Source organism: Kitasatospora sp. NBC_01560 (genome assembly GCF_045208415.1).
Taxonomy (GTDB): Bacteria; Actinomycetota; Actinomycetes; order Streptomycetales; family Streptomycetaceae; genus Kitasatospora.
The window spans coordinates 1,840,391-1,863,884 of record NZ_CP109364.1 but is presented as its reverse complement, the minus strand read 5'-3'; the positions used below and the strand labels follow the sequence as shown (position 1 = coordinate 1,863,884).

17 protein-coding genes are annotated in these 23,494 nt (G+C 76.6%); 12 read left to right on the top strand and 5 right to left on the bottom strand.

The window, feature by feature from the left end:
- Nucleotides 1–143: 143 nt before the first annotated feature.
- From OH807_RS07620 to OH807_RS07610, 3 genes are all read left to right on the top strand, one after another.
- A complete protein-coding gene (locus OH807_RS07620; RefSeq protein ID WP_406195484.1) occupies nucleotides 144–1,460 on the top strand; it encodes a cytochrome P450 in 1,317 nt (438 codons plus the stop codon).
- A 354-nt stretch (nucleotides 1,461–1,814) separates the two neighbouring features.
- The gene (locus OH807_RS07615; protein WP_406195482.1) at nucleotides 1,815–2,909 is read left to right on the top strand and encodes a nitrous oxide reductase family maturation protein NosD; all 1,095 of its coding nucleotides are present in this window, start codon (nucleotides 1,815–1,817) and stop codon (nucleotides 2,907–2,909) included.
- Nucleotides 2,910–3,037: 128 nt separating this feature from the next.
- Nucleotides 3,038–4,069, top strand: a complete 1,032-nt coding sequence (locus OH807_RS07610) for a methyltransferase (protein WP_406195480.1) — start codon at nucleotides 3,038–3,040, stop codon at nucleotides 4,067–4,069.
- Nucleotides 4,070–4,151: 82 nt separating this feature from the next.
- On the opposite strand, the gene OH807_RS07605 is transcribed toward OH807_RS07610, so the two are convergent.
- Both OH807_RS07605 and OH807_RS07600 read right to left on the bottom strand, forming a co-directional pair.
- A complete protein-coding gene (locus OH807_RS07605; RefSeq protein WP_406195478.1) occupies nucleotides 4,152–4,865 on the bottom strand; it encodes a class F sortase in 714 nt (237 codons plus the stop codon).
- Between the two features lie 151 nt (nucleotides 4,866–5,016).
- Nucleotides 5,017–5,391: a hypothetical protein gene (locus tag OH807_RS07600; protein WP_406195476.1), complete on the bottom strand. Its 375-nt coding sequence runs from the start codon at nucleotides 5,389–5,391 to the stop codon at nucleotides 5,017–5,019.
- 312 nt (nucleotides 5,392–5,703) lie between these two features.
- On the opposite strand from OH807_RS07600, the gene OH807_RS07595 reads away from it, so the two are divergent.
- The 9 genes from OH807_RS07595 (at nucleotide 5,704) to OH807_RS07555 (ending at nucleotide 22,246) form a co-directional block, all read left to right on the top strand.
- Nucleotides 5,704–6,144 (top strand): PPOX class F420-dependent oxidoreductase, encoded by a 441-nt coding sequence (locus OH807_RS07595; RefSeq protein ID WP_406195474.1) that lies wholly within the window; start codon nucleotides 5,704–5,706, stop codon nucleotides 6,142–6,144.
- 136 nt (nucleotides 6,145–6,280) lie between these two features.
- On the top strand, nucleotides 6,281–7,144 hold the full coding sequence (locus tag OH807_RS07590; RefSeq protein WP_406195470.1) for a hypothetical protein: 864 nt from the start codon (nucleotides 6,281–6,283) through the stop codon (nucleotides 7,142–7,144).
- A 446-nt stretch (nucleotides 7,145–7,590) separates the two neighbouring features.
- Nucleotides 7,591–8,955 carry an MFS transporter gene (locus OH807_RS07585; RefSeq protein WP_406195468.1) on the top strand — a complete coding sequence of 455 codons (1,365 nt, stop codon included), beginning with the start codon at nucleotides 7,591–7,593 and terminating at the stop codon, nucleotides 8,953–8,955.
- A 269-nt stretch (nucleotides 8,956–9,224) separates the two neighbouring features.
- Nucleotides 9,225–10,559, top strand: coding sequence for a non-ribosomal peptide synthetase (locus tag OH807_RS07580; RefSeq protein WP_406195465.1), 1,335 nt, complete (start codon nucleotides 9,225–9,227; stop codon nucleotides 10,557–10,559).
- Nucleotides 10,560–10,868: 309 nt separating this feature from the next.
- A complete protein-coding gene (locus OH807_RS07575; RefSeq protein WP_406195463.1) occupies nucleotides 10,869–14,003 on the top strand; it encodes a non-ribosomal peptide synthetase in 3,135 nt (1,044 codons plus the stop codon).
- 100 nt (nucleotides 14,004–14,103) lie between these two features.
- A complete protein-coding gene (locus OH807_RS07570) occupies nucleotides 14,104–15,285 on the top strand; it encodes an acyl-CoA dehydrogenase family protein (protein ID WP_406195460.1) in 1,182 nt (393 codons plus the stop codon).
- A gap of 40 nt (nucleotides 15,286–15,325) precedes the next feature.
- Entirely contained in the window at nucleotides 15,326–17,215 is a 1,890-nt protein-coding gene (locus tag OH807_RS07565) for a non-ribosomal peptide synthetase (RefSeq protein ID WP_406195458.1), read from the top strand.
- 73 nt (nucleotides 17,216–17,288) lie between these two features.
- Nucleotides 17,289–19,319 carry a non-ribosomal peptide synthetase gene (locus OH807_RS07560; RefSeq protein WP_406195456.1) on the top strand — a complete coding sequence of 677 codons (2,031 nt, stop codon included), beginning with the start codon at nucleotides 17,289–17,291 and terminating at the stop codon, nucleotides 19,317–19,319.
- Complete coding sequence (locus OH807_RS07555; RefSeq protein ID WP_406195453.1) at nucleotides 19,316–22,246, top strand: condensation domain-containing protein; 2,931 nt, start codon at nucleotides 19,316–19,318, stop codon at nucleotides 22,244–22,246. Before OH807_RS07560 ends, OH807_RS07555 begins: the two co-directional genes overlap by 4 nt.
- A 110-nt stretch (nucleotides 22,247–22,356) precedes the next feature.
- Here OH807_RS07555 and OH807_RS07550 read toward each other — a convergent pair whose 3' ends face one another.
- The 3 genes from OH807_RS07550 to OH807_RS07540 are packed head-to-tail and all read right to left on the bottom strand — an operon-like array spanning nucleotide 22,357 to nucleotide 23,414.
- The gene (locus tag OH807_RS07550; RefSeq protein WP_406195450.1) at nucleotides 22,357–22,689 is read right to left on the bottom strand and encodes a TcmI family type II polyketide cyclase; all 333 of its coding nucleotides are present in this window, start codon (nucleotides 22,687–22,689) and stop codon (nucleotides 22,357–22,359) included.
- 4 nt (nucleotides 22,690–22,693) lie between these two features.
- Entirely contained in the window at nucleotides 22,694–23,149 is a 456-nt protein-coding gene (locus tag OH807_RS07545) for an SRPBCC family protein (protein WP_406195448.1), read from the bottom strand.
- 1 nt (nucleotide 23,150) lies between these two features.
- Nucleotides 23,151–23,414: an acyl carrier protein gene (locus OH807_RS07540; protein WP_406195445.1), complete on the bottom strand. Its 264-nt coding sequence runs from the start codon at nucleotides 23,412–23,414 to the stop codon at nucleotides 23,151–23,153.
- Nucleotides 23,415–23,494: the final 80 nt, after the last annotated feature.

Here is a 23,494-nt window from a genome sequence, read left to right as displayed (position 1 = left end):
GACCCTGGGCCGGAGCGCCCCGCGTCCGCCACCATCCGTGCTGGAGCGGCGACGGCCTGCGCCGGCGAGGACCTGCGCCGGCGAGGACCCGCGCCGGCGACGAGCCGCGCGCCGGAGCCGCCCGCGAACCGTGGAGGAAGCCCGTGACCACCGCCGAACCCGTCGAGACGGTGGACCTGCGCGCCACACGCCTCGTGCAGGACCCGTTCGCCGCCTTCTCCCGGATCCGCGAACGCGCCCCGCTGGCCCGCGGCACCGTCCCCGGGGTCGACCCGGTCTGGATCGTCACCCGCTACGAGGACGTCCGGACCGTCCTCGCCGACCCGCGCTTCGTCAACGACGCGGAGAACGTGCCCGGCTGCCCGCCCGCCCACCGCACCGAGCAGGTCTGGCGGGCCCGCGGACTCCCGCCCGAGTGCGAGAAGTACCTGCGTGCGGGCGTCTTCGACGCGGACGGCGCCGACCACCGCCGGCTCCGCGGCCTCGTCCACCCCTCCTTCACGGCCGGCACCGTCGGCCGGTTGCGGCCGCGGATCGAGCAGCTCGCGCAGCAGCACGCCCGCGCCCTGCGCGAGCACGCCGACGCGGACGGCGTCGTCGACCTGATCGCGCACTTCGCCTACCCGCTGCCGGTCACCGTCATCTGCGAGCTGCTCGGCATCCCCGAGGGCGACCGGCCGCAGTGGCGCACCTGGAGCTCCTACCTGGGCCGCGGCGCCGGGCCGGGGCTGGACGAGGCGCTCCGCGCCATGGTCGGCGCCGCCGGGGAGCTGATCGACCGCCGCCGCGCCGAGCCCGGCGACGACCTCGTCTCCCGGCTCGCCGCCGCCGAGGGCGGCGCCCTCGACCGGGTCGAGGCGGTGTCCCTGATCCTCAACCTCGTGGTGGCCGGGCACGAGACGACCGCCACCCTGATCGGCAACGGCACGGCCGCCCTGCTCGGCCACCCCGAGCAGCTCGCCCGGCTGCGCGCCGACCCGGCCCTGCTGCCCGCCGCCGTCGACGAGCTGATGCGCTGGTGCGGGCCGACGCTCGGCGCGCTGCCCCGTTACGCCACCGAGGACGTGATGCTCGCCGGCACCCTGATCCGCCGCGGCGAGGCGGTGATGCCGATCCTCGCCGGGGCCAACCACGACCCCCGGGTCTTCGCCGACCCCGAACGGCTCGACATCCACCGGGCCGGCGCACCGCACCACGACGCCCACCTCGGCTTCGGCCACGGCGCCCACCGCTGCATCGGCGCCGCCCTCGCGCACCAGGAGGCCGTGGTGGCCTTCGGCACCCTGCTGCGCAGCTACCCGGACCTCGCCCTCGCCGTCGCTCCCGGGGAGGTCGAGCGCGGGCCGAACCCGGTGGCGTGGCACCTGGCCGCGCTCCCGGTCCGCCTCCGACCACCCGTCCGCCCCACCCGTCCGTCCCGGCCGCTCGCCCTGACTGCTCGCCCTGACCGCTCGTCCTGACCATCCGTCGTCCGTCCGCCCACCCGGCCGTTCCCCGCTCCGTCCTGCGCGCCCGACCGCACCCCGCGGCCGGGCGCGCCGCCGTGTGCGCCGGCCGCGCCGGCGGTTCCGGGCGACCGGCTCACGCGACCGGCCGACGCCCCGTCAGTCCGGCAGCCCAGCCCTGGTGGCGGGGGTACCCGTGCGCCCATAGCGTCGAGTCGGCCGCCCCTACCGGCCGTCGTCCCCCGCACACACCGCGTCACATGCGCCGCGTCACCCGACACCGCGTCACCACGCACCGTCCCGCCCCGCCCCACACCGCGTCCCCGCGCCGGCGTCCCCGCGAGCGCGCCAGAAAGCAGGTCACCACTCATGCCCACGCGACGGGTCCACCACCTCGCCGCGGCCACTGCCGCCGCCACGACCGCCCTCACCACCGCCCTGGCCGCCCTCGGCGCCGCGTCGCCGGCCCACGCCGCCGGGGCCGTGCACGTCGTCCAGCCGGGCGAATCGATTCAGCAGGCCGTGGACGCGGCCCGCCCGGGCGACACCGTCCAGCTGCTCCCCGGCACCTACCGCGGCAGCGTGCGGATCGCCACCGCCGGGCTCACCCTGCGCGGCTCCGGCCCGCTGAGCGTGATCACTCCCGGCGACACCGCCGACGGCAGCGCCGGCGACACCGCCTGTGCCACCGCCGGGCACGGCCTGTGCGTCGTCGGCTCCGACGACCGCCCGCTCGACGGCATCACCGTCGAGGCGCTGGCCGTCACCGGCTTCCGCAAGAACGGCATCAACGCCAGCGCCACCACCGGCATGACCGTGCGCGCCACCCACGTCCACGACAACGGCCAGCAGGGCATCAGCCAGGAGAAGTCCACCCGCGCCGTGATCATCGGCAACGAGTCCAGCCGCAACGGCCAGTCCGGCGTCTTCCTCGCCAACACGGTGGACAGCGAGGGCGGCGCCATCGACACCGACGGCACCGTGGTCAGCGGCAACCTGCTGGCCGACAACCGGATCGGCGTGACCGTCCGCCGCCTGCGCGACCTCAGCGTCGAGGCGAACGAGATCCACGGCAACTGCGGCGGCGTTTTCATCGTCGGGGACGAGGGTGTCCCGCGGGCCGGCGCGCTCACCGTCGCCCGCAACGAGGTCGTCGCCAACAACAAGTACTGCCCGCCCAACCCCCGGCTCGACGCCATCCAGGGCACCGGCATCCTGCTCACCGGCGCCGAGGACACCACGGTGACGGAGAACGAGGTCCGGGACAACGTCGGCGCCTCGCCGATGTCCGGCGGCATCGTGCTCTTCCGCAGCGTGGTCGGTGTGGCCAACGCCCGCAACCTCGTCACCGGGAACCACGCGGTCGGCAACGGCCCGGCCGACCTGGTCGACGCCGACACCGGCACCACCAACTCCTTCGCCCGCAACCACTGCGCGGTCTCCGCGCCGGCCGGTCACTGCTGACCGGTCCGGTGCCGCCGGCCGTACGCGGTCGCTGCCGCGGCCGCAGCCACCGTCGGCCCCCCGAAAGCCCCTGAAGCCTCCGAGGACCTCAGCCCACCTTCCCCTTCCCCCCTGCAGAAAGACGGCTCATGACCACCGCACCCGCCACCACCCCGCAGGCCGCCATGCGTCTGCGGGAGCTCGTCTTCGGCGCCGCCTGCGCCGCCGCCGTCCGCGCGGCCGCCCGGCTCGGCGTCGCCGACGCGCTCGGCGACACCCCGACCACCGTCACCGACCTCGCCGCCGCGCTCGACACCGAGCCCAAGCCGCTGCGCCGCCTGCTGCGCGCCCTCACCTGCTACGGCATCTTCCACGAGACCGGCGACGACCGCTTCGAGCACACCGAGATGTCCCGCCTGCTGCGCGAGGACGCCCCCAACAGCCTGCGCTACATCTCGCTCTGGTGCACCGAGCCGTGGACGTGGGAGGCCTGGCCCAGGCTCGACGAGGCCGTCCGCTCCGGCCGCAACGTCTTCCCCGAGCTGTTCGGCAAGGAGTTCTTCGACTACCTGCACAGCGACGGGGGTGACTCCGCGAAGGTCTTCGACAAGGCGATGACCACGTCCAGCCGGCAGTCCGCCGCCGACTTCGCGGCCTACCTGGACCTGACCGGCATCGACTCGGTGGTCGACATCGGCGGTGGCCAGGGCCATGTGCTGGCCAGCCTGCTGGAGAAGCACCCGGCGCTGCACGGCACGCTGCTCGACCTGCCGAAGGTGGTCGGCGGCGCCGACCCGCGGCTCCGCGAGGGCGGGGTCTTCTCGGCACGCGCCCGGCTGGTACCCGGCGACTGCCGGGTGGCGATCCCCGTCCACGCGGACCTCTACATCATCAAGAACATCCTGGAGTGGGACGACGACAGCACCCGGCGCACCCTCGCCAACGTGGTCGGCGCCGCCCGTCCGGGTGCCCGCGTGGTGGTGGTCGAGAACCTGGTCGACGACAGCCCGTCGATGCGCTTCACCACCGCGATGGACCTGATGCTGCTGCTCAACGTCGGCGGCGCGAAGCACTCGAAGGAGAGCCTGGTGCGGCTGATGGAGGAGGCCGGCCTGGACGTCGCCGACGTCCGCCCGGTCAACCCGTACCTGCATGCCTTCGAGGCCACCGTGCGCGGCTGACCGGCCCACAACCGCGAGCGACCGCCGGCCTCCATTGAGGAGGCCGGCGGTCGCTCGCGGCCGTGCGGTGCCCGGGGGCCGGTCAGGCCTTGCGGGAGGACTCCAGGTGCGCGAAGACCACCACGTTGTCCAGGTAGTCCTTGCGCTTCTTGTCGTAGGTGCCGCCGCAGGTGATCAGGCGCAGCTGGGCGTCCGGCGTCTTCCCGTAGACCTTCTGGTCGGGGAAGGCGTTCTTGGCGAAGGTCTCCACCGAGTCCACCGAGAAGACGGCGACCGTGCCGTCCGCCCGCTGCACCTCGACCTTGTTGCCCGGCAGTATCAGGCTGAGCAGGAGGAACACCGCGGCACCCTTGTTGGTGTCGACGTGCCCGGCCACCACCGCGCTGCCGCGCTCACCGGGGGACGCCCCGTCGCGGTACCAGCCGACCAGGTTCTTGTCGTCCGGCGGCGGCGCGTTGAGCTGCCCGGCCGGGTTCAGCGTCAGCTCGGTGAAAGGCGCGTCCACGCCGATCTGCGGGATCCGCAGTCTGGTCGGCGCGGACCGTTTGAGCGGGGGAACGCCCGGTGCGGTGGCCGCCTTGGCCGGCGCGGCACCCGCCGCGGCGGAGGCGGGCCCGGCACCGGGGGCGGTGCCGGGCGAGGCACTCGCGGTGGCCGCCGGGGGAGCGGCCTGACCCGGCCCCGGCTCGGCAGGGTCCGCCGAGTCCACCGAGTTGTAGATCAGCAGCAGACCGACCGCCGCCGCGCCCATTCCACCGCGCAGCAGCCGGGACGTACCAGGGGCCAGACCGGCCATCACTCACTCCTCGGCCTTCACATCGGCACCATCGCGACGCCGCCCCCGCGGCCCCGCTCCGCGTGCCCCCGCCGTGACCGGCACGGAAGGTGCCGGTCACGGCGGGGAGGCGGACGGAGGGCCGGGGAGCGGTCGGGACCGGAGTCCGGGGTCAGATCGCGGCGCCGACGGAGCGGCGACCCTTGCGGAGCGCGAACGCGCCGGCCCCGAGGCCGCCCAGCAGCAGGACGGCGCCGGAGGCGAGGCCGCCGCCGGACAGCGCCAGGCCGCCGCCACCGGTGTGCACGCCGCCGTGCGGGGTCTTCTCCTCCGCCTTGTGCTCCTCGCCCGAGGAGGAGGAAGAAGAGGAGGAGCCCTTGTCCTGCTTCTCCTCCCAGCTCTTCTGGCCCTCCGCGGTCGAGCCCTTGTCCTGCTTCTCCTGCCAGGTCAGGTTCTTGTCCGTGCCGTCGGCGAAGGCGGCAGGGGCACCGACGGTCAGAGCGGCGGCGACAACGGCCCCGGCGAGCAGCGTGCGTGCAGAACGCATGATGATGATCCTTCCGGCGCGGATCCGCGACTGCCGACACGTCGTCGGGCAAGGGGACTCGCGGGGTGCGCCTGATCCACCGTCAACCACCCTGGCGGCGCCTGCCACCGGAGAACGGCACCGGCGGGCCGGGGGGTGCGCCCCTTCGAGTGGAGTCCCGGGCGTGTTCACCCGACTGGCCCGGCGGTCCGAGTGAACCCGGTATAGGCGTCGCTCCCGCTGCTCCCGCTGCTCCCGCCGGCGCGACCGGGGCGGGCGGTGTGACCGGCGCGGCGTGGCTTGGGACCGGTGGCGGGCGGGCAGGCTCGGCGCATGGTCGAGATGTCGAAGGAACTGCGGGCGCGGATCGAGGCGGGCCACATCTGGTACGTCGCCACCGTCAACGCCGACGGGTCGCCGCACGTGAGCCCGATGTGGGTGGGGACGGAAGGGGGCCTGCTGCTGTTCAACACCTCGGTCGGCCGGGTCAAGGAACGCAATCTGCGGCGCGACCCCCGGGTCTGCCTGTCGCACGCCGACGCGGCGGACCCGTACGACCGGGTGCAGATCCGGGGGCGGGCGGTGCGGTTCGTCGAGGGTGCCGAGGCGGACCGGAACATGGACCGGCTCGCCGGGGTGTACCTGGGGGCGGACCACTACGCGTGGGCGATCCCCGGCGAGCGGCGGGTGGTGGTGCTGGTCGAGCCGAGCCGGATCAGTCACGTGGTCGGGGTCGAGACCCTGCCGCCGGGTGCGCCCGGCGCCGCCGGGTAGCTCCCCGTCGGACCCGTGCGGCCGGGGCCCCGCTGACGGGCCCGCCGCCGGAATCGTGCAGGTGGGACCCCCGGGGAACCGATCGCGGCCGGCCGCGTCTATCTTGATGGTCCACTGACACGAGAGGGAGCGGGCGATGAGCACGGTCGGTCGGAAGGTTGCCGCGGTGGCGGCGACAGGGGTTCTGCTGGGCGTGCTGGCGGCCTGCGGTTCCGGGGGTTCGAAGGCGGCGCAGGACACGGCGAAGGGCGGCGCGAGCACGGCGGCGGGCGCTGCCGCCACCACGCCCGCGAGCCCGGGGGCGACCCCACCCGAGGCCGGGGCCCCGGTGCCGGCCGGTGGCGCGGGTGCCGGCGGTGCGGGCACGGCGGCCGGCGCGAGCGGGACGGCCGCGCCGGGGACGCCCGCCGCCGGCGGCGCGGGTACGGGCGGCGGAGCGGGTGCCGCCACGGGCGGCGGGGCCGCGCAGCCGGCCGGGGCCGACTCCGACACCCTGCTGCTCGACGACAAGCTGCTGCTCCAGCTGCTGCCGGACCAGAAGGCGATGACCGGCTGGGAGGAGGAGAAGCGCAAGGTCGACACCGCCGACCACGTGACCACCTGCACCGGCACCGGATCGTGCAGCGGCAAGCCGCTCAACGGGACGGCCCGGTTCTCCTCCGGCGAGGTGACGGCGCGCTTCTCCGTCGACACGCTGGCGAGCAAGGCGGCGGCCAAGGACCGCCTCGCGGAGACGTACACGGCGTACGCCGACACCAGCAAGTACCACCTGGTCGACCTGGCCGCGCTGGGCAGCGAGAGCCGCATCTACCAGGGCCAGCTGGCCGGCCGGGACGGCGTCAGCATCGTGCTGCGCTCCGGCACGGCGGTCGTCACGGTGACCACCGAGGGCGGCCCCGTCGACCCCGCGGGGACGAGGCGGCTGGCCGCGATGCTGGTGCAGCGGGTCGAGCAGGCCCAGGCCGGCCGGACGCCGGACGCCGTCCTCGGCGCGGCCTGACGTACGGCCCGGCGCGCGGCCCGACGTCCGACGCGGGCGTGGCGCGGGGCCCGGCGGCGTACGGCCCGATGCACGAGGCAGGACCAGGAGCGGGGCTCCGGGCGGGACACCGCCCGGAGCCCCGTATGTCGTTAGCATGCGAAAACCAAGGCCTGATGACAGATCGTCAGCACTTCACCGGATCCGGCCAAGTTGAAGCGGTCCGTCCGTTGGCGAGAACACGCCCGTCCGCATTTCGGACAATGTGACGGAGGTCCGGGTTTGAACTCCGCCGGGGCGGGACGTCGCTGGTCCGGCTCCCGCGCCGGTCCCACGCGGCGCCGAGCCGCCGTAAGGCCGGGATAAGCGCAGGTCGGCAGAGGCGCGGGAACCGGCCGTTGTGCCGGGAGGCCGGAAACGGACCGGCCGCTTGCCCGGTTTCGAATCGGTAACCGAGAGTCGTACTGATGAACGACAAGCTCCCTTCGACACGCAACCGCCTGCTGGGTTTCCGCGACTTCCGGCTCCTCCTGTCGGGCGCCGTCGCTGCCCAGCTGGGCAGCCAGGTGACCCTGGTGGCACTGCCGCTGGTCGCCGTGGTCGAGCTGGACGCCACGCCGTTCCAGGTCGGCCTGCTGACGGCGGCCGAGACCGCCGCCTTCCTGCTCGTCGGGCTCCCCGCGGGCGCCTGGCTGGACCGGATGCGCAAGCTGCCCGTACTCGTCCGCTCCGACGTCGTGCGCTGCCTCGCCGTCGGCTCGATCCCGCCGGCCGCCGCGCTCGGCTGGCTGACCATGGCCCAGCTCTACGCGGTGGCCCTGATCACCGGGGTCGCGACGGTCTTCTTCGACGTGGCCCACCAGTCCTTCCTGCCGACGCTGCTGCCCCGTGACCACCTGGTCGGGGGCAACGGCGCGGTCGAGACCGTACGCTCCTCCAGTCAGATCGCCGGCCCGGGCCTCGGCGGCGTCCTGGTCCAGGTGCTCGGCGCTCCGCTGGCCATCGTCGCCGACGCCGTCGGTTACCTGACCTCGGCGGTGGTGCTCTCCCGGATCCGCGTCGAGGAGGAGGTACCCCGGCCGGAGCCCGGGCGCTCGCTGCGCGCGGACGTCTCCGAGGGCGTCCGGTTCGTGCTCCGGCACCCGCTGCTGCGGGTGATCGCCGCGGCCACCTCGGTGTCCAACCTGTTCGCCGCCGTCCTGATGGCCGTTCAGACGGTCTTCTGGGTGCGGGTGCTGGAGCTCTCGCCCGCGGCGATCGGCCTGCTGCTCTCCGTCTCGGCCGTCGGCGGCCTGGCCGGGGCGCTCTGCGCCGGCCGGCTGGCCCGCCGGTTCGGCCAGGCCCGGCTGATCTGGCTGGCGCCCGTCGTCACCGGGCCGTTCGCCGTGCTCTGGCCGCTGGCCGACGGCGGGGCCGGGGTGGTGCTGTTCGCGCTCGGCTCGGGCACCGTCCTGTTCGGTGCGGTGGCCTACAACGTCGCCCAGGTGAGCTTCCGGCAGAGCATCTGCCCGCCGGGGCTGCTGGGGCGGATGAACGCCACCATGCGGTTCCTGGTCTGGGGGACGCTGCCGCTCGGCGCGCTGATCGGCGGGGCCGTCGCCGACGCGGCCGGCCCGCGGGCCGCGCTCTGGGTCTGCGCCGTCGGCTTCCTGACGGTGCCGGTGCCGCTGCTGCTCTCACCCCTGCGCGGCCTGCGGGACCTCCCGGCCGGGGAGCAGCCCGAGGGTCCGGCGGCCGTGGCCGCGGCCGAGGGCGAGGGCGATACCGACACCGATGCCGGGACGGTCGGGGAGGCCGGCGACGTCGCCGCTCCGGCGAGACCCGCCCGCTGACCGGTCCGTCCCCGGCACCCGTCCCCCCCCCCCGCTCTCACCCCGGTACACCTGCACACCCGCCGTGCCGCCGGGCGCCGCGCGGCCGGTCCGCCCTGCCCGGCCACGCGGCCACCGGCGGCCCGCGCTCCTGCCACGCCCGCTCCTGCCGCGCCCGCTCCTGCCGCGCCCGCTCCTGCCGCGCCCACCCCTGCCACGCCTGCCCGGAACGCCCTGGTCGGATCCACTCCCCGGCCGTTCCGCCCTGAGCCGAAAGCGGAGACCTCCCCGTGCACACCAGCATCACGGCCGGCTACCTGACCCGGTTCCGGTCCGTCACCGCCTCCGCCGACGCGGCGGCGGAGCTGCTCCCGCTCACCGGCGCCCAGCGCCGCTTCCTGATCGCCCGGCGGCGCGCCCCGCAGAGCCGGACCGACGTCGTCCCGCTGTTCTTCGCCTACCCCCGCGGCACCGTCGACCTCACGCAGCTGGGCGCCGCCGCCGGTCGGCTGGCCGCCCACCACCCGGCGCTGCGCGGCGGCTTCACCACCGTCCGGGGCACCCCGGTCCTGCGGCTCGGCACTCCCTCCGTCGAAGCCGTCCGGGTGGCGGTCGCGCCCGGCGGGACGGCCGAGGACGCGCTGCGCGGGGCCCTGCTCGACTGGCCGGCCGACGGACCGGCGCTGCGTCTGCTGCTGGCCGCCGCACCGGACGACGACGAGGAACTGCTCGCCGTCGCCCTGGACCACGCCGCCTGCGACGAGCAGTCGCTCGGCCTCGTCACGGCCGGGCTGAGCGCGGCCTACGCCGGGGACGAACCGACCGGGGAGGCCGGGGAGGGGGACGGACTGGCCGCCTACCGGGAGGCCGTGGAGCTCCAGCTGGCGGCGGAGGCGGCCGCGGCGAGCGCCGCCGCGCACGCCCACTGGGCGGCCCGGCTCGGCGCCCTGGGCCGGTCCGGCGCCACGGGAGAGGCCGGTGACGCGGCGTCCGGAGCGGCGTCCGGGCCGGTGGCCCGCTCCACCGGCATGCTCAGCCACCGCCTGCCACCCGCCGACGGGGCCGCCCGCGGCAGCGTCTTCCCCGCGCTGCTGGACGCCGTGGCGGCCGCCGCCCGCCGGCTGTCCGGCCCGGACCGGGTGCTCGCGCTCGGCTACCCCTGGGGCGGCCGGCCGCCGGGTGCGCCGCCGGTGCTCGGCTGCTTCCTCAACACCTTGGTGCATCCGGCCCCGCCCGGGCCGGCCGCCGGCCTGGACGCGCTGAGCGCCGCTTGGTGGGACGACCTCGACCACGCCGACACCCCGTTCGACGAGGTGGTGCACGCCGCCCGCTCGGCCGGTGCCTCCTGGTCGGGCGACCTCGACGGGCTGCTGACCTTCGAGGACCTGCACCGCCGCCCGCCCCTGGTGCTCGGGGGCACCCACGGCCGGGAGACCCACCTGGCCGGGCGTCCGCTGGCCGCGCCGCTGGCGGTCTCCGCCTCGCACGGCACCGACCTGCTCGTCCGGCTGGCCTGGGACCGCGACCGTCACCCGGATGCCGCGGCCGAGGCCGCGTTCGGGGCGCTGCTGGACACCCTGCGCGCCCACCTGTCCCCGCGGGCCCAGCAGCACCGGGCCGCCTGAGCCGGCCTCCCGTCCCCGTACCTGAACCGCACGTACCTGAACCGCACGTACCTGAACCGCACGTACCTGGGCCTCCCGTACCTGGGCCTCCCGTACCTGATCCGCACCTACCCGAGCGGACCGCACCGAGCGGACCGCACCCGAGCCGTGCACGCCGACGGCCGTGCAGGGCGCCCGCCCTGCTCACCCACCGCTCCACCCCGGGACGGGCGCCACCACCCCCGGCACCCGCCCCGGTCCGGCGGCGGGCCCACCAGGCCCGTCCCGCTGTCCGACCGCACCACCACCTGCCACCGCAAGGGAGTCGCCATGTTCGCCCTCTCCTCCTCGCAGGAGATCGTCTGGCTGCACGAACAGATGCAGCCGGGCAGCCGCGCCTACAACTTCACCGCCGCCCTCGACCTCTGGGGCGCGCTCGACGCCGAGGCCCTGCGCGCCGGCCTGACCGCGGTGCTCGCCCACCACCCGGGCCTGCGGCTCGAACTGGTGCCCCGGCCGGAGGGGTTGCCCGGCCAGCGGGTCGGCACCCGGACCGAGCCCCGGCTGCGGACCTCCGACCTGTCCGGCGAGGCCGATCCGGAGGCCGCGTTCCAGGCCCTGCTGGCCGCCGAGGCGGGCGAGCCGCTGGACACCACCGAGGCGCCGCTGCTGCGCTGGCACCTCGTCCGGCTCGCCGACGACCACCACCGGCTGATCCACGTCGAGCACCACCTGATCCACGACGGGCACTCGTTCGCGATCCTGCTGCGCGACCTCTTCACGGTCTACCGCGCGCACACCCTGGGGGAGACCGCCGTCCTGCCCGAGGCCCCGTCCTACGAGGAGCACGCCCGGCGCGACGCCGAGGCCTCCCGGGCCGAGTCGCGGGCGCGCGGACTGGCCTTCTGGCAGCAGGAGCTGCAGGACGCCTCGCTCGACCTCACGCTGCCCGGGCTGGCCCGGCCGGGGGCCGTGCGCCGCCACCGGGGCGGGCAGCTGCGCCAGTCGATCGGCGCCGACCTGGCCGAGCGGCTGCGCGAGCGCAGCCGCGAGGACGGCCACACCCCGTTCTCCACCCTGCTCGCGCTCTTCGCCGAGCTGCTGCGCCGCCACAGCGGCCACCCGGAGCTGGTGGTCGGCACGGCCGTCGGCAACCGCCCGGCAGGCTTCGAGGGCACCGTCGGCATGTTCGTCAACACGGTGCCGCTGCGGCTGCGGCTGGACCCGGCCGCGCCCGGCACCGAGGCGGTCGACGAGGTGACCGAGGTGCTGTTCCGGGCGCTGCCGTACCAGGACGTGCCCGTCCAGGAGCTGACGCGCTCGCTGGGCCGGCACACCAGTGGTGCCGACAACCCGCTGTTCAGCGTGATGTTCAGCGCGCACGACGCGCGGCTGCCGGACATCCAGGCGCCCGGTCTGGAGGTCTCGCTGTACGAGGGCTTCAACACCGGCACCACCCGCTTCGACCTCGACGTCGTGCTGCTGCCGGACGACCGCCGGGTGGTGGGTGAGAAGCACGGCGCCGCCGGGATGAGCCTGATCTGGGACTACGACGCCGACCTCTTCGGCGAGGCCGTCGCCGGGCTGCTCGCCGACCGGCTGCTGGAGCTGCTGCGCCGCTACCTCGACCGGCCGCAGGCCCCGCTCGCCGAGCTGGCGGCGGCGCTGCCGCAGGCCCTGGCCCGCGCCGCGTCCGACGCGCCCGGGCCCGCCGGGCTCCCGCAGGCCGCCCTCGACCCCGCCGCCGTCCACGACCCCTCGTCGCTGGCGGTGCTGGCCGGCACCGAGCGGCTGACCTACGGCGAGCTCGACCGCCGGGTCGGCGCCCTCGTCGACCGGCTGCGCGCCGCCGGCGTGACGCCCGGCCAGCCCGTCGCCACCGTCCTGCCGCGCGGGGCGGACAGCGTGGTCGCCCTGCTCGCCTGCCTGCGGTACGGCGCCGTGTACGCCCCGCTCTCCAGCGAGGACCCGGCCGCCCGGCTCGGCCTGCTGCTGGAGCGGCTGGCCCCGGCCCTCGTGCTCGCCACCCGGCAGAGCGCCCTCGCGCTCCCGGCCGAGGGCGTCACCCCGGCGCTGCTGGACGGCCCGGCGTTCCCGAAGGCCGAGCCCGCCGCGGTGCTCGACGGCGGCGCGTACCTGATCCACACCTCCGGCTCCACCGGCGTGCCCAAGCCGGTGCTGGTCGGCCGCGAGGCGCTGGCCCACTACACCGGCGCCCTCGCCGCGCGCTACGAGCTGAGCCCCGCCGACCGGGTGCTGCTGTTCGCCCGGCCCTCCTTCGACGTCGCGCTGGAGGAGGTGCTGCCCTCGCTGGCGGCCGGTGCCGCCCTGGTGGTGCCGCAGCGCGAGGTGCCGACCGGGCCCGAGCTGGTCGCGGTGCTGGCCGCCCGCGGCGTCACCGTCGCCAACCTGCCGACCAGCTACTTCCTCGCCGTCCGCGAGGAGCTCGGCGAGGCGCTGCGGGACGGCCGGTGGTCGCCGCGGCTGCTGGTGCTGGGCGGCGAGCGGCTGCCCGCGCGGGCGCTGGCCGGGCTGGCCGACGCCACCGCCGTGACCGTGCTGAACGCCTACGGCGTCACCGAGGCGACCGTCACCTCCACCGTGTACGAGGTGACCGCCGCCGACCTGGCGGAGGACGCCGAGATCCCGCTCGGCGCCGAGCTGCCCGGCGTCCGGGTGCACGTGCTCGACGACGGTCTCCAGCCGCTGCCGGCCGGCGCCGTCGGCGAGCTGGCGATCGGCGGCGACGCGCTCGCCGAGGGCTACCTCGGCCTGCCCGAGGTCACCGCCGCCCGCTTCACGGCCGTCCCCGCACTCGGCGGCGAGCGGGTCTACCGCACCGGCGACCGCGGCTTCCGCGACCTCCAGGGCCGCCTCCGGTTCCTCGGCCGGCAGGACAACCAGGTGAAGCTGCGCGGTTACCGGATCGAGCTGGAGGAGATCGAGGCCGCGGCCTCCGCCGAGCTCGGCGGCCGGTTCTGCGCGGTCGTCCTGCACCAGGACGAGGCGGCCGGCCCCCGGCTGCTCGGCTTCCTGGAAGGGACCGACCGGCCCGACCAGGCCGCGCTGCACACCGCGCTGGCCCGCCGGCTGCCGGCCGGGCTCGTCCCCGCCGTCTGGACGGCGCTGGACGCGATGCCGCTGCTGCCCGGCGGCAAGCCCGACCGTGCCGCGCTGGCCCGGCTCGCCGCCGACGCCCCCGCCGCCGACCGGACGGAGCCGCAGCCGCAGGCGTTCACCGACCCCGGCGAGGCCCTGGTCGCCGAGGCCTGGCAGGAGGTGCTCGGCCACGACCGCTTCACCGCGGACTCGCACTTTTTCGAGGTCGGCGGCCACTCGCTGCTCGCCGCCCGGCTCGCGGCCTGGCTGGAACCGCGCCTCGGCAGCCGCCCGCAGCTGCGCACCCTCTTCCAGCACCCCGTCCTGGCCGACCAGGCCCGCGCCCTGACCGGAGGCGACCAGTGAGCAAGCACAGCGAGCGACCCGTCAAGGCGGCCTGCGCGCGGGCGGCGGCCCCCGCCGACGCGCGGGCGACCGCCCCCGCCGGGCGAAGCGAGGCCCGCGCATGAGCCTCTCCGCCCCCTCCGCCGTCCTGGAAGCCGGCCACCGCGAGCTCGTGGAGGCCTTCGAGAGCTTCGTCCGCCGTGAACTCGTTCCGCTGGCAGCCGAGTTGCCCGAGACCGCCGACCAGTTGCCGGCCGACCTGCGGGCCTACGTCCGCAAGCGCTCGGCGGCCCTCGGCTTCTACGCCGGCGACTACCCGGAGGAGCTCGGCGGCGCCGGCATGCCGTTCACCGCCGTTGTCCTGCTGCACCACGCCGCCGGGCGCAGCGGCTGCCCGCTGGCGCCGTACGCGCTGGCCGGCTCCGACGGGCCCAGCCCGCTGCTGCGGAACGGCACGCCCGAGCAGATCGAACGCCATCTGGTGCCGCTGGTCCGCGGCGAGCGCACCCGCTGCCTCGCGCTCACCGAGCCGCAGGCCGGCTCCGACGCGTTCCGGCTCAGCACCACCGCCGTCCGCGACGGCGACGGCTGGCTGATCAACGGTCGCAAGACCTTCGTCAGCAACGCCGAGCACGCCGACCTCGCCCTGGTGGTCACCGCCACCGACCTCGGCACCGGCGCGGGCCCGACCGCCGGCGCCACCGGCTTCGTGCTGCCGATGGACCACCCGGGCCTGCGGATCGGCCAGCGCTACGAGGGCATGTCCGGCGAGCCGCTGTTCGAGCTGACCCTCGACGGCGTCCGGGCACCGATGGACGCCGTGATCGGCGGCGAGGCGGGCGTCGGCGCCGCCACCGCGCTCGCCATGGACAGCCTCTCCCGGGGCCGGCTGGTGGTCGCCGCGATGTGCAACGGCATCGCCGAGTACGCGCTGCGCCTCGGCGTCGAGTACGCCCGCGAGCGGAAGGCCTTCGGCGAGCCGATCGGGAACTACCAGCACGTCCAGGAGCACCTGGTCGCCACCCGGGCCGAGGTGGAGGCGGCCAAGCTGCTCACCCTGGCCTGCGCCCGGCTGGTGGACGACGGGACCGAGGCGCCCGAGAACGCGGCGCTGGCCAAGCTGACCTCCTCCGAGACCGCCGTCCGCGCGGTGGACCGCTCGCTCCAGGTGCACGGCGCCACCGGCTGGGTGCGCGGGCACCCGCTGGAGTTCCTGTACCGCTACGTCCGGATGACGACGATCATCGAGGGGACCTCCGAGGTCCAGAAGGTGATCGTGGCCCGGGCCATGGGCCTGGGCTGAGCCGCCGCCGCACCGCCAAGAGACGTTCGGAGGAAGTCGCATGACTGTTCATCAGATATCTGACCTCAGCATCGGGTACGGCCGGCCGCACCAGGACGGCGCCGTGCTCGACCTCTTCACCAGCTGGGCCCATCGCACTCCGCAGGCCCCCGCGCTGATCGACGGCGCGCGCAGCTGGAGCTACGCCGAGCTCGACGGGCTGGCCACCGTCCTGGCCGCCCGCCTGGCCGACCGGGTGCGCCCCGGCGACCTCGTCGGCCTCTGCCTGGACCACTCGGTCGCCCTGGTCGCCGCCACCCTGGCCATTGCCCGGCTCGGCGCCGTCCACCTGCCGCTCGGACCGCGCCCCGGCGAGCGCCGCCTCCAGGCCGTCGCCGAGCAGCTCCGCCCGGCCTGCCTGATCGGCGACCCGGCGCTGCTGCCGCCGGCCCACCGGGCGGGCGAGCAGCTGCCGCTGGACCTCCCCGCCGAGGGCGCCAACGCCGCCGCCACCGTGGTGGCCGCGTTCGCCGCGTCCGCCGCCGACGGGGCGGGGGCCGCCGAGCCCGTCCGGGCACCCGCCGGCACCCACTACGCCGTGCTCACCTCCGGCTCCACCGGGACTCCCAAGGCCGTCGCCGTCGGCGAGTCCTCGCTCGGCGCGACGCTGCACTGGTACCGCGAGCTGACCGGCCTCGGCCCCGGCGACCGGCACAGCCTGCTGATCGGCGTCGCCTTCGACCCGCACCTGATGGAGCTGTGGGGCACGCTCACCGCCGGTGCCGCGCTCAGCGTCGCCCCCGACGCCGTCCGCTGGGACCGGACCGCGCTCACCGACTGGTGGCGCGAGGCCGGCATCACCGTCGCCGTGCTGCCCACCCCGCTCGCCGAACCCGTCCTGGACCACCCGTGGCCCGCCGGCCTGCCGCTGCGCCACCTGACCATCGGTGGCGACCGGCTGCGCCGCGTCCCCGGCCCGGACGTCACCGCCACCGTCCACAACGCCTACGGGCCGGCCGAGGCCACCGTCACCACCACCGTGCACACGATGGCGCCGGGCGGCGGCCACGGCACCGGCGCACCGCCGATCGGCCTGCCGATTCCCGGCGCCGCGGTGCTGGTCGCCGACCCGGACGGGCGGCCCGTCCCGCGCGGCGAGGCCGGCGAGCTGCTGATCGGCGGGCGGGGCCTGGCGATCGGGTACCTGGACTCCGAGCTGACCGCCCGCCGCTTCGTCGGCGCGCCGGTCGGCGTCGAGGGCACCGACCGGGTCTACCGCACCGGCGACCGGGTGGTCATGCGCCCCGACGGGGTGCTGGAGTTCCTCGGCCGGCTGGACGACCAGGTGAAGGTGAGCGGCGTCCGGATCGAGCCCGCCGAGGTCGAGGCCGCCTTCGAACGGGACCCCAGGGTGCGCCGCGCCGTCGTCGCCGCCCGGCCGGCCCCGGCCGGCGGCTACCAGCTGGTCGCCTTCGTCCAGTCGGCGCCGGATCAGGGCGGGTCGACCGCGGCGGAGCTGCTGGACGCGGTGCGGCCCTGGCTGCCGGAGCAGGCCGTGCCGGCCGTCGTCCGCCCGGTCGACGACTTCCCGCTGGACGCCAACGGCAAGGTGGACCGGGCGGCACTGCTCGCTGCGTACGCCGATGCGCAGCCCGCAGCCGGGGCAGCGGACGGGGCAGTGGACGGGACGGCGGAGGGGGCGGAGCCGGGCGCGACGCCGGTCGAGCGCACCGTGCTGCGGCTCTGCCGCGAACTGCTCGGCCGCAGCGACCTCGGCCCCGCCGACAACTTCCTCGACGCGGGCGGGAGTTCGATCACGGCCGCCCGGCTGCTGGCCGCCCTGGAGGAGGTGTGCGGCGTCCGGCTGCGCGCGCCGCAGCTGCTGCGCCAGCCCGACCTTCGCGCCGTCGGCCGGCTCGTCGAGGACCGCCTCGCGAGCGCCGCGGCCTGACGCCCCGCCCACCCACCGCCACATGGCCGCAGGGCGCCCCGGCAGCTGCCGGGGCGCCCGGAAGGGACCACTCATGACCGCTCCCACCCCGGGCGGCAGCACGCCGGAGCAGCCCGCCGGCGTCCCCGCCCTGATCGTCCGCCAGGCCGCGCAGCGCCCGCGCGCCCTCGCCGTCACCGACGGCACCACCGCCCTGACCTACCGCGAACTCGTCATGGCCGCGGGCCGGCTGGCCGAGGAGCTGGCCGCCCGCGGCGTCCGCCCCGGCACCGGCGTCGGCCTGCTCAGCGCGCGCTCCACCCGACTGGTGGTGGCCCAGCTCGCCGTCTGGTGGGCCGGCGGCCACGTCGTGCCGCTGGACCAGGCCTACCCGCGGCCGCGCATCGCCGCGATGCTGGACGACGCCGGCGTGCGGCTCACCCTGGGGGACAAGGCCCTGCTCGCCGACGCCGGACTGGCCGACGGGAAGGTCCTGGTGCTGACCGAGACCGGACCGTCCGACACCCCCGTCGACGCCTCCTCCGACACATCCTCCGACGGGCAGGCCGACGCCTCGTCCGACGGCCCGGCCGACCGCCGGGAAGGCGCCGCCCCCGCCCCGGGGCCGCTGGCCCTCGTGCACTACACCTCCGGCTCCACCGGCCGCCCCAAGGGCGTCCAGGTGCCGCACACCGCGGTCGCCGACCTGGTCACCGCCCCCGACGCGGTCGCGCTCCGCCCGGGTGACCGGGTGCTCTTCCACTCGCCCGCCACCTTCGACGCCGCCACCTTCGAGCTCTGGGCCGCGCTGGCCCGGGGCGCCGCCGTCGCCGTGTCGCCCGTCGAGCGGCCCTCCGCCGAGGAGCTCGCCCGGGACATCGAGCGGTTCGGCGTCACCACCGCGTTCCTGACCACGGCGCTCTTCCACCAGCTGGCGGCCCGCCGCTCCCGGGTGTTCGCGGTGCTGCGCACGCTGATCGTCGGTGGGGAGGCGCTCTCCGCCGAGCACGCGGAGGCGGTGCTGCGGGCCTTCCCCTGGCTCGACCTGGTCAACGCCTACGGCCCGACCGAGGCGACCACCTTCACCACGCTGCACCGGCTCGATCTCGCGGACTGCGCGGGCCCGGTGCCGATCGGCCGCCCCTTCGGCGGCGCCCGCACCCACGTCCTGGACGAGCAGCAGGCCCCGGTGCCGGACGGTGTCCGCGGTGAACTCTGGATCTCCGGCGCTCGGTTGGCCCTCGGCTACCTCGGCCGGCCGGAGCTCACCGCCGAGCGCTTCCGCGAGCTGCCCGGCCTCGGCCGGGCCTACCGCACCGGGGATCTCGCCGTCCGCCGCCCGGGCGGCACCCTGGAGTTCCACGGCCGGGCCGACGACCAGGTGAAGGTGCGCGGGTTCCGGATCGAGCCCGGCGAGGTCGAGCACGCGCTGCGGGCCTTCCCCGAGGTGGCCGAGGTGGCCGTGGTGGTCCGCCGGGCCGGGCAGGAGGGCGCCGCGCTCACCGCCTGCCTGGTACCCGCCGAGGGCGCCCGCCCGGTGCCCGAGACGCTCCGCCGCCGGTTGGCCGACCAGCTGCCGGCGCACCTCGTGCCCACCGGCTGGACGCTGCTGGACGCCCTTCCGCTCACCACCTCCGGCAAGGTGGACCGCCGCGCGCTGGCCGCCGAGCCGGGCTCCGCCGCCGAGCCGGGCTCCGTCGGCGAGTCCGGCGCCGGCCGGCCCGGAGGGAGTGCCGCACCGGCCGCCCTGACGCCGATCCAGCAGGTCGTCGCCGAGGCCTGGTCGCGGGCCCTGGAGCGCCCGGTGACCGCGCCGGACGCGGACTTCTTCGCCGAGGGCGGCCACTCGCTGCTCGCGATGTGGGTCGTCGACGACCTGCGCGAGGACCTCGGCGTCGAGCTCCCGCTCGGCGACTTCCTCGACCACCCCACCGTGGCCGGTCAGGCCGCCCTGATCGAGCGCAGCCTGCTGGCCACCGACGACCGCACCCCGGACGGCCACGCCCCGGAGCACCCCGCCCCGGCCGACCACACCTCCGACGACCGCACCCCGGACGGTCCCACCCACGCCGGCGGCGCCCCCGAGGCCGCACCTGCCGCGCACCCCCTGGAGCCGACCCGATGACCGCCACCACTCCCGCCCCCCGCCATGGCGCCGACCCCGTCGCACGCCAGGCCGAGCTGCTCGACCGGGCCCGCCGCCGGGCCGGCACCGAACGCGCCCGCACCGCCGGCCCGTTGTCCCGCACGGACACCCCCGGCCCGGCCCCGCTCTCGCACGCCCAGCACCGGATGTGGCTGATGGACCGGCTCGGCCGGGGCGGCGCCGTCTACCACGTACCGCTCGCCACCCGGCTGCGCGGCCCGCTCGACCACGAGGCCCTCGCCACCGCCCTCACCGCGCTGACCGAGCGCCACGCCGTGCTGCGCACCAGCTACGGCAGCCACGACGACGCGCGCCCGTACCAGGAGGCCGGGCCGGTCGCCCCGGTGCCGCTGCCCGTCGTCCCCGCCGGCCCGGCGGCCGCCCCCGGCCTCCTGCACGCCGAGGCGGCCCGCCCGTTCGACCTGGCCGCCGGCCCGGTGCTCCGTGCCCTTCTGCTGCGGCACGCCCCGGACGACCACACCCTTCTGCTGACGATCCATCACATCGCGGTGGACGGTGGCTCGTTGCCGGTCCTCACGGCCGACCTCGGCGCCCTGTACGCGGCCGCCCGCGAGGGCCGGCCGGCCGAACTGCCGGCGCCCGGCCCGCACTACACCGACTACGCCCGCTGGGAGCGCTCCCGGGACGCCGAGCTCGCGAGCGCGGCCGACGCCCGGGCCGCCCGGCTCGCGGGCGCCCGGCCGCTGCCCCTGCTGCGGCCCGTCCCGGCCGGGGCCCCGGAGCGGCCGGCGGCCCTGCACACCGCCCCGCTGGGCACCGACACCCTGGACGCCCTGCGCCGGCTGGGTGCCCGGCACGGCGCGACGCTCTTCACCGTCGTCCTGGCGGCGGCCTTCGCCACCCTGCGGATCGCCTCCGGCGAGCCCGACCTGACCCTCGGCTGCGCCGGCGGGCACCGGGCCCGGCCCGAACTGCGCCGGCTGGTGGGCCTGAACGTCAACACCCTCCCGATCCGGGCCGACCTCTCCGGTGACCCGGACTTCACCGCCCTGCTGGCGGACGTCCGGACGGCCCTGCTCGACGCGCAGCAGCACCAGGACGTCCCGTTCGACCTCGTCGTCCAGCGGCTGGGCGCCGCCGCCCGGGGCGCGGACGGCACCCCGCTGCTCTCCGTCGGGTGCGACGTCGTCCAGCCGGCCGAGCCGCTCGCCCTGCCGGGGCTCGCCGCCGAGGCCGTCGAGATCGACCTCGGGCTGGCGAAGTTCGGCCTCACGCTGCTGGTCGAGGACGGCCCGCAGCCCCGCTGCCTGCTCCAGCACGACCCGGCGGTCCTCCCGGAGCCGGACGCACGCCGGCTGCTCACCGCCTTCGCCGGGCTGCTCGCGGCCGTCGCCGAGGCCCCGGAGCGCCGCCTCGGCGAGCTGCCCGGCACCCTGCTGGCCGCGCCCGCGCCCGATGCCGACGCCGAACCCGGCCCGGACTCCGCCCACCCGGACTCCGCCCACCCGGCCGCCGCCGCCCTGCTGGCCGACCCCAGGATCGCCGACGCGGCCGTCCTGGCCCCCGCCACCGGGCCCGTCCTCGCCTACGCGGTGGCCCGTGGCACGGCCGCCCCGAGCCCGGGCGCACTGCGCGCCGCACTGCGCCCGCACCTCACGCCGGAGCAACTCCCGTCCGCCGTCACTCTTCTGGACGCGATACCGCGCCACCCCGACGGCTCCCTCGACCCGGCCCGCCTCCCCGGCGCGCCGGCCGCCGTCCCCGACCCGGCCGCCGGCGGCCCGGGCCCGCTCGACACCGTCCGGGCGGCCTTCGCGGAACTGCTCGGCACCCGCCCGCCGGCGGACGGGGACTTCTTCCAGCTGGGCGGCCACTCGCTGGTCGCCGTCCAGCTGGCCGAGCGGCTGCGCACCCGCACCGGTCTGCCGCTGACCGGTCTGGACGTGCTGGAGCAGCGCACCCCGCAGGCCCTCGCCACGTTGCTCGCCGCCCGCGCCGCCGAGCGCCGGGCGGCCCTCGCCCGGCGGACCGGCCCGGCGGTGCGGGACACCCGGGCGGGCACGGTCCTGCTCACCGGCGCCACCGGCGGCGTCGGCGCGGCGGTGCTCCAGGAGCTGACGGCGCAGGGCCGCCCGGTCCGGGCGCTGGTCCGGCCGGAGTCGGCGCACCTGGTGGCGCGCAGCGGCGTCGAGGTCGCCGAGGGCGATCTCGCGGACCTGGACGGTCTGCGCCGCGCGGTCGAGGGTGTGGACGCCGTCATCCACGCCGCCTGCACCTTCACCGAGCACGCCACCGACATCGCGGCGATGCGCGCCCTGGTGGACGGTTGGCGCGGCGGTGCGTTCGTCTTCGTCGGCAGCATCGACGCGTACGGCCGCCCGGACACGACCGACGTCCCCGAGGGCGCGCCGGCCACCGAGCCGGTCAGCCCGTACGGGCGGGCGAAGCTGGAGTGCGAGCGGATCCTGCTGGCCGCGGCCGGCACCGACGGCCGCGGCCCGGGCACGGTGGTGCGCTCCCCGCTGGTCTGGGGCCCGCACCGGCGGCTGCGCGACCAGCTCCGCTGGGGCGCGACCGGCACGCTCTACCAGGCCGCCCTGGCCGGCCGGCCCCTCGTGCTCCCGGAGGAGGCCGGGGATCCCGGCCGGTACGGCGCGGCCTGGGTGCACTCCGCCGCGCTCGCCCGGGCCCTGGCAGGGTGCACGGACGGCTCCGGCCGGGCGGCCGGCCGGGTCGTCAACGCCGTCTCCGGCCACGTGCCCTGGCCCGAGTTCACCGCGGAGCTCGTCCGCCTGCTCGGCTCCCGGAGCCCGGTCGGGCCGGGCCCGGACGCCGATCCGGAGCTCTGCCGCCCGTGGCACTACCGGGCCGACGCGCTCGCCGAGCTGCTCCGCCCGGAGCCGGGGGAGGACTGGCGCACCGTCCTCGCCGCGATGACGGCCTGAGCCGCCGTCCGCGCGGGCCCCTCGCGGGCCCTGCCGCAGGACGCCGGCCCGGGCGCGGACACGCCGGTGCCCCGCAGGTGCACACCTGCGGGGCACCGCACGGCCGGGCGTCAGTTGAGGCCGCCGCGCTCCCAGCGGTAGAACTCGCGCGCCATGGCGTCGGCGGGCCCCCGCCAGGTGGCCGGGTCGTAGGCCTGCACGTACGCGGTGAGGGCGTCGCTGACCGCCCGGAACTCCGGGTGGCCGGTGACCTGGGCGACGGCCGGGCCCGGCGGGCGGTCGGCCTCGATCAGGTGCAGGTAGACGTCACCGAACTGGAAGAGGCTGCGGCCGGTGACGCCGATCAGGTGCGGCAGTTCACCGCGGTCGGACTCGGCGAACACATCGGCGATGCCGGTGGCGGCGTCCGGCTTCATCCGGGCGACGATCAGGGCGCGGTGCATCCGGTCACACCTCCCCGGCCTGCTTCTCGACCTTCTCGCGGATCAGCTGGAGCTGGATGCGCGAGTTGCGGTTGATGTGGTTGACCATGCCGTCGTCGTCGACCGGGGCGGTGGGCTTCATCGCGAAGTCCTGGACCCAGCGCATCCGGGTGCCGGCCGGGACCTCCGCGTACTCCCAGCGGATGTCCATGAACTCGAACGGCCCGGGCTCGACCCGGCGGGCGCGCACCGCGAGCGAGGCCCGGTCGGTGGTGCGCTCGGAGACCCAGCTCCAGATCTGGCCGTTCTCGTCGGGGTGCATGGTGAGCCGGAAGCGCACGCTGTCGCCCGCCCGCTCCAGCACCTCGACGGAGGCGTACTCGCTGAACAGCTGCGGCCAGTTCTCCAGGTCGTTGGTGATCTCCCAGACCAGGTCGAGCGGCGCGGCGATGACGATCTCGTTGTCCGTGTGTCCGGGCATCTCAGGCACCGGCCTTCGTGGTGAACGCGGAGTTCACCAGTTCGAGGAACTCGGCCGGGGTCTTGGCCGACTCCGCGCCGTTGGTGACCTTGACGCCGTGGCGGTTCTCCAGTTCGCCGACCACGCCGAGCAGGCCGAGGGAGTCCACGCCGAACTCGTCGAAGCTGACGCCGGGGCGCTCCAGTTGGACCGGGTCGATCGCGACGCCGGCGCGGGCCTGGATCAGCGCCGCCAGTTCGGGGTGGGTGAGGGTGTTGCTGCTCACGGGGTGTTTCCCTTCGCTAGTGAGCCAGAGGGGGCAGGGGTGGAGGGGGCCGGGGTGGGCCGGGTGGCCGGGGCGGCCCG

Coding starts and splice junctions, on each gene's coding strand:
- OH807_RS07615 (WP_406195482.1), top strand. CDS start 1,815: ATGCCCACGCGACGGGTCCACCACCTCGCCGCGGCCACTGCCGCCGCC.
- OH807_RS07610 (WP_406195480.1), top strand. CDS start 3,038: ATGACCACCGCACCCGCCACCACCCCGCAGGCCGCCATGCGTCTGCGG.
- OH807_RS07605 (WP_406195478.1), bottom strand. CDS start 4,865: ATGGCCGGTCTGGCCCCTGGTACGTCCCGGCTGCTGCGCGGTGGAATG.
- OH807_RS07600 (WP_406195476.1), bottom strand. CDS start 5,391: ATGCGTTCTGCACGCACGCTGCTCGCCGGGGCCGTTGTCGCCGCCGCT.
- OH807_RS07595 (WP_406195474.1), top strand. CDS start 5,704: ATGGTCGAGATGTCGAAGGAACTGCGGGCGCGGATCGAGGCGGGCCAC.
- OH807_RS07590 (WP_406195470.1), top strand. CDS start 6,281: ATGAGCACGGTCGGTCGGAAGGTTGCCGCGGTGGCGGCGACAGGGGTT.
- OH807_RS07585 (WP_406195468.1), top strand. CDS start 7,591: ATGAACGACAAGCTCCCTTCGACACGCAACCGCCTGCTGGGTTTCCGC.
- OH807_RS07575 (WP_406195463.1), top strand. CDS start 10,869: ATGTTCGCCCTCTCCTCCTCGCAGGAGATCGTCTGGCTGCACGAACAG.
- OH807_RS07570 (WP_406195460.1), top strand. CDS start 14,104: ATGAGCCTCTCCGCCCCCTCCGCCGTCCTGGAAGCCGGCCACCGCGAG.
- OH807_RS07565 (WP_406195458.1), top strand. CDS start 15,326: ATGACTGTTCATCAGATATCTGACCTCAGCATCGGGTACGGCCGGCCG.
- OH807_RS07560 (WP_406195456.1), top strand. CDS start 17,289: ATGACCGCTCCCACCCCGGGCGGCAGCACGCCGGAGCAGCCCGCCGGC.
- OH807_RS07555 (WP_406195453.1), top strand. CDS start 19,316: ATGACCGCCACCACTCCCGCCCCCCGCCATGGCGCCGACCCCGTCGCA.
- OH807_RS07550 (WP_406195450.1), bottom strand. CDS start 22,689: ATGCACCGCGCCCTGATCGTCGCCCGGATGAAGCCGGACGCCGCCACC.
- OH807_RS07545 (WP_406195448.1), bottom strand. CDS start 23,149: ATGCCCGGACACACGGACAACGAGATCGTCATCGCCGCGCCGCTCGAC.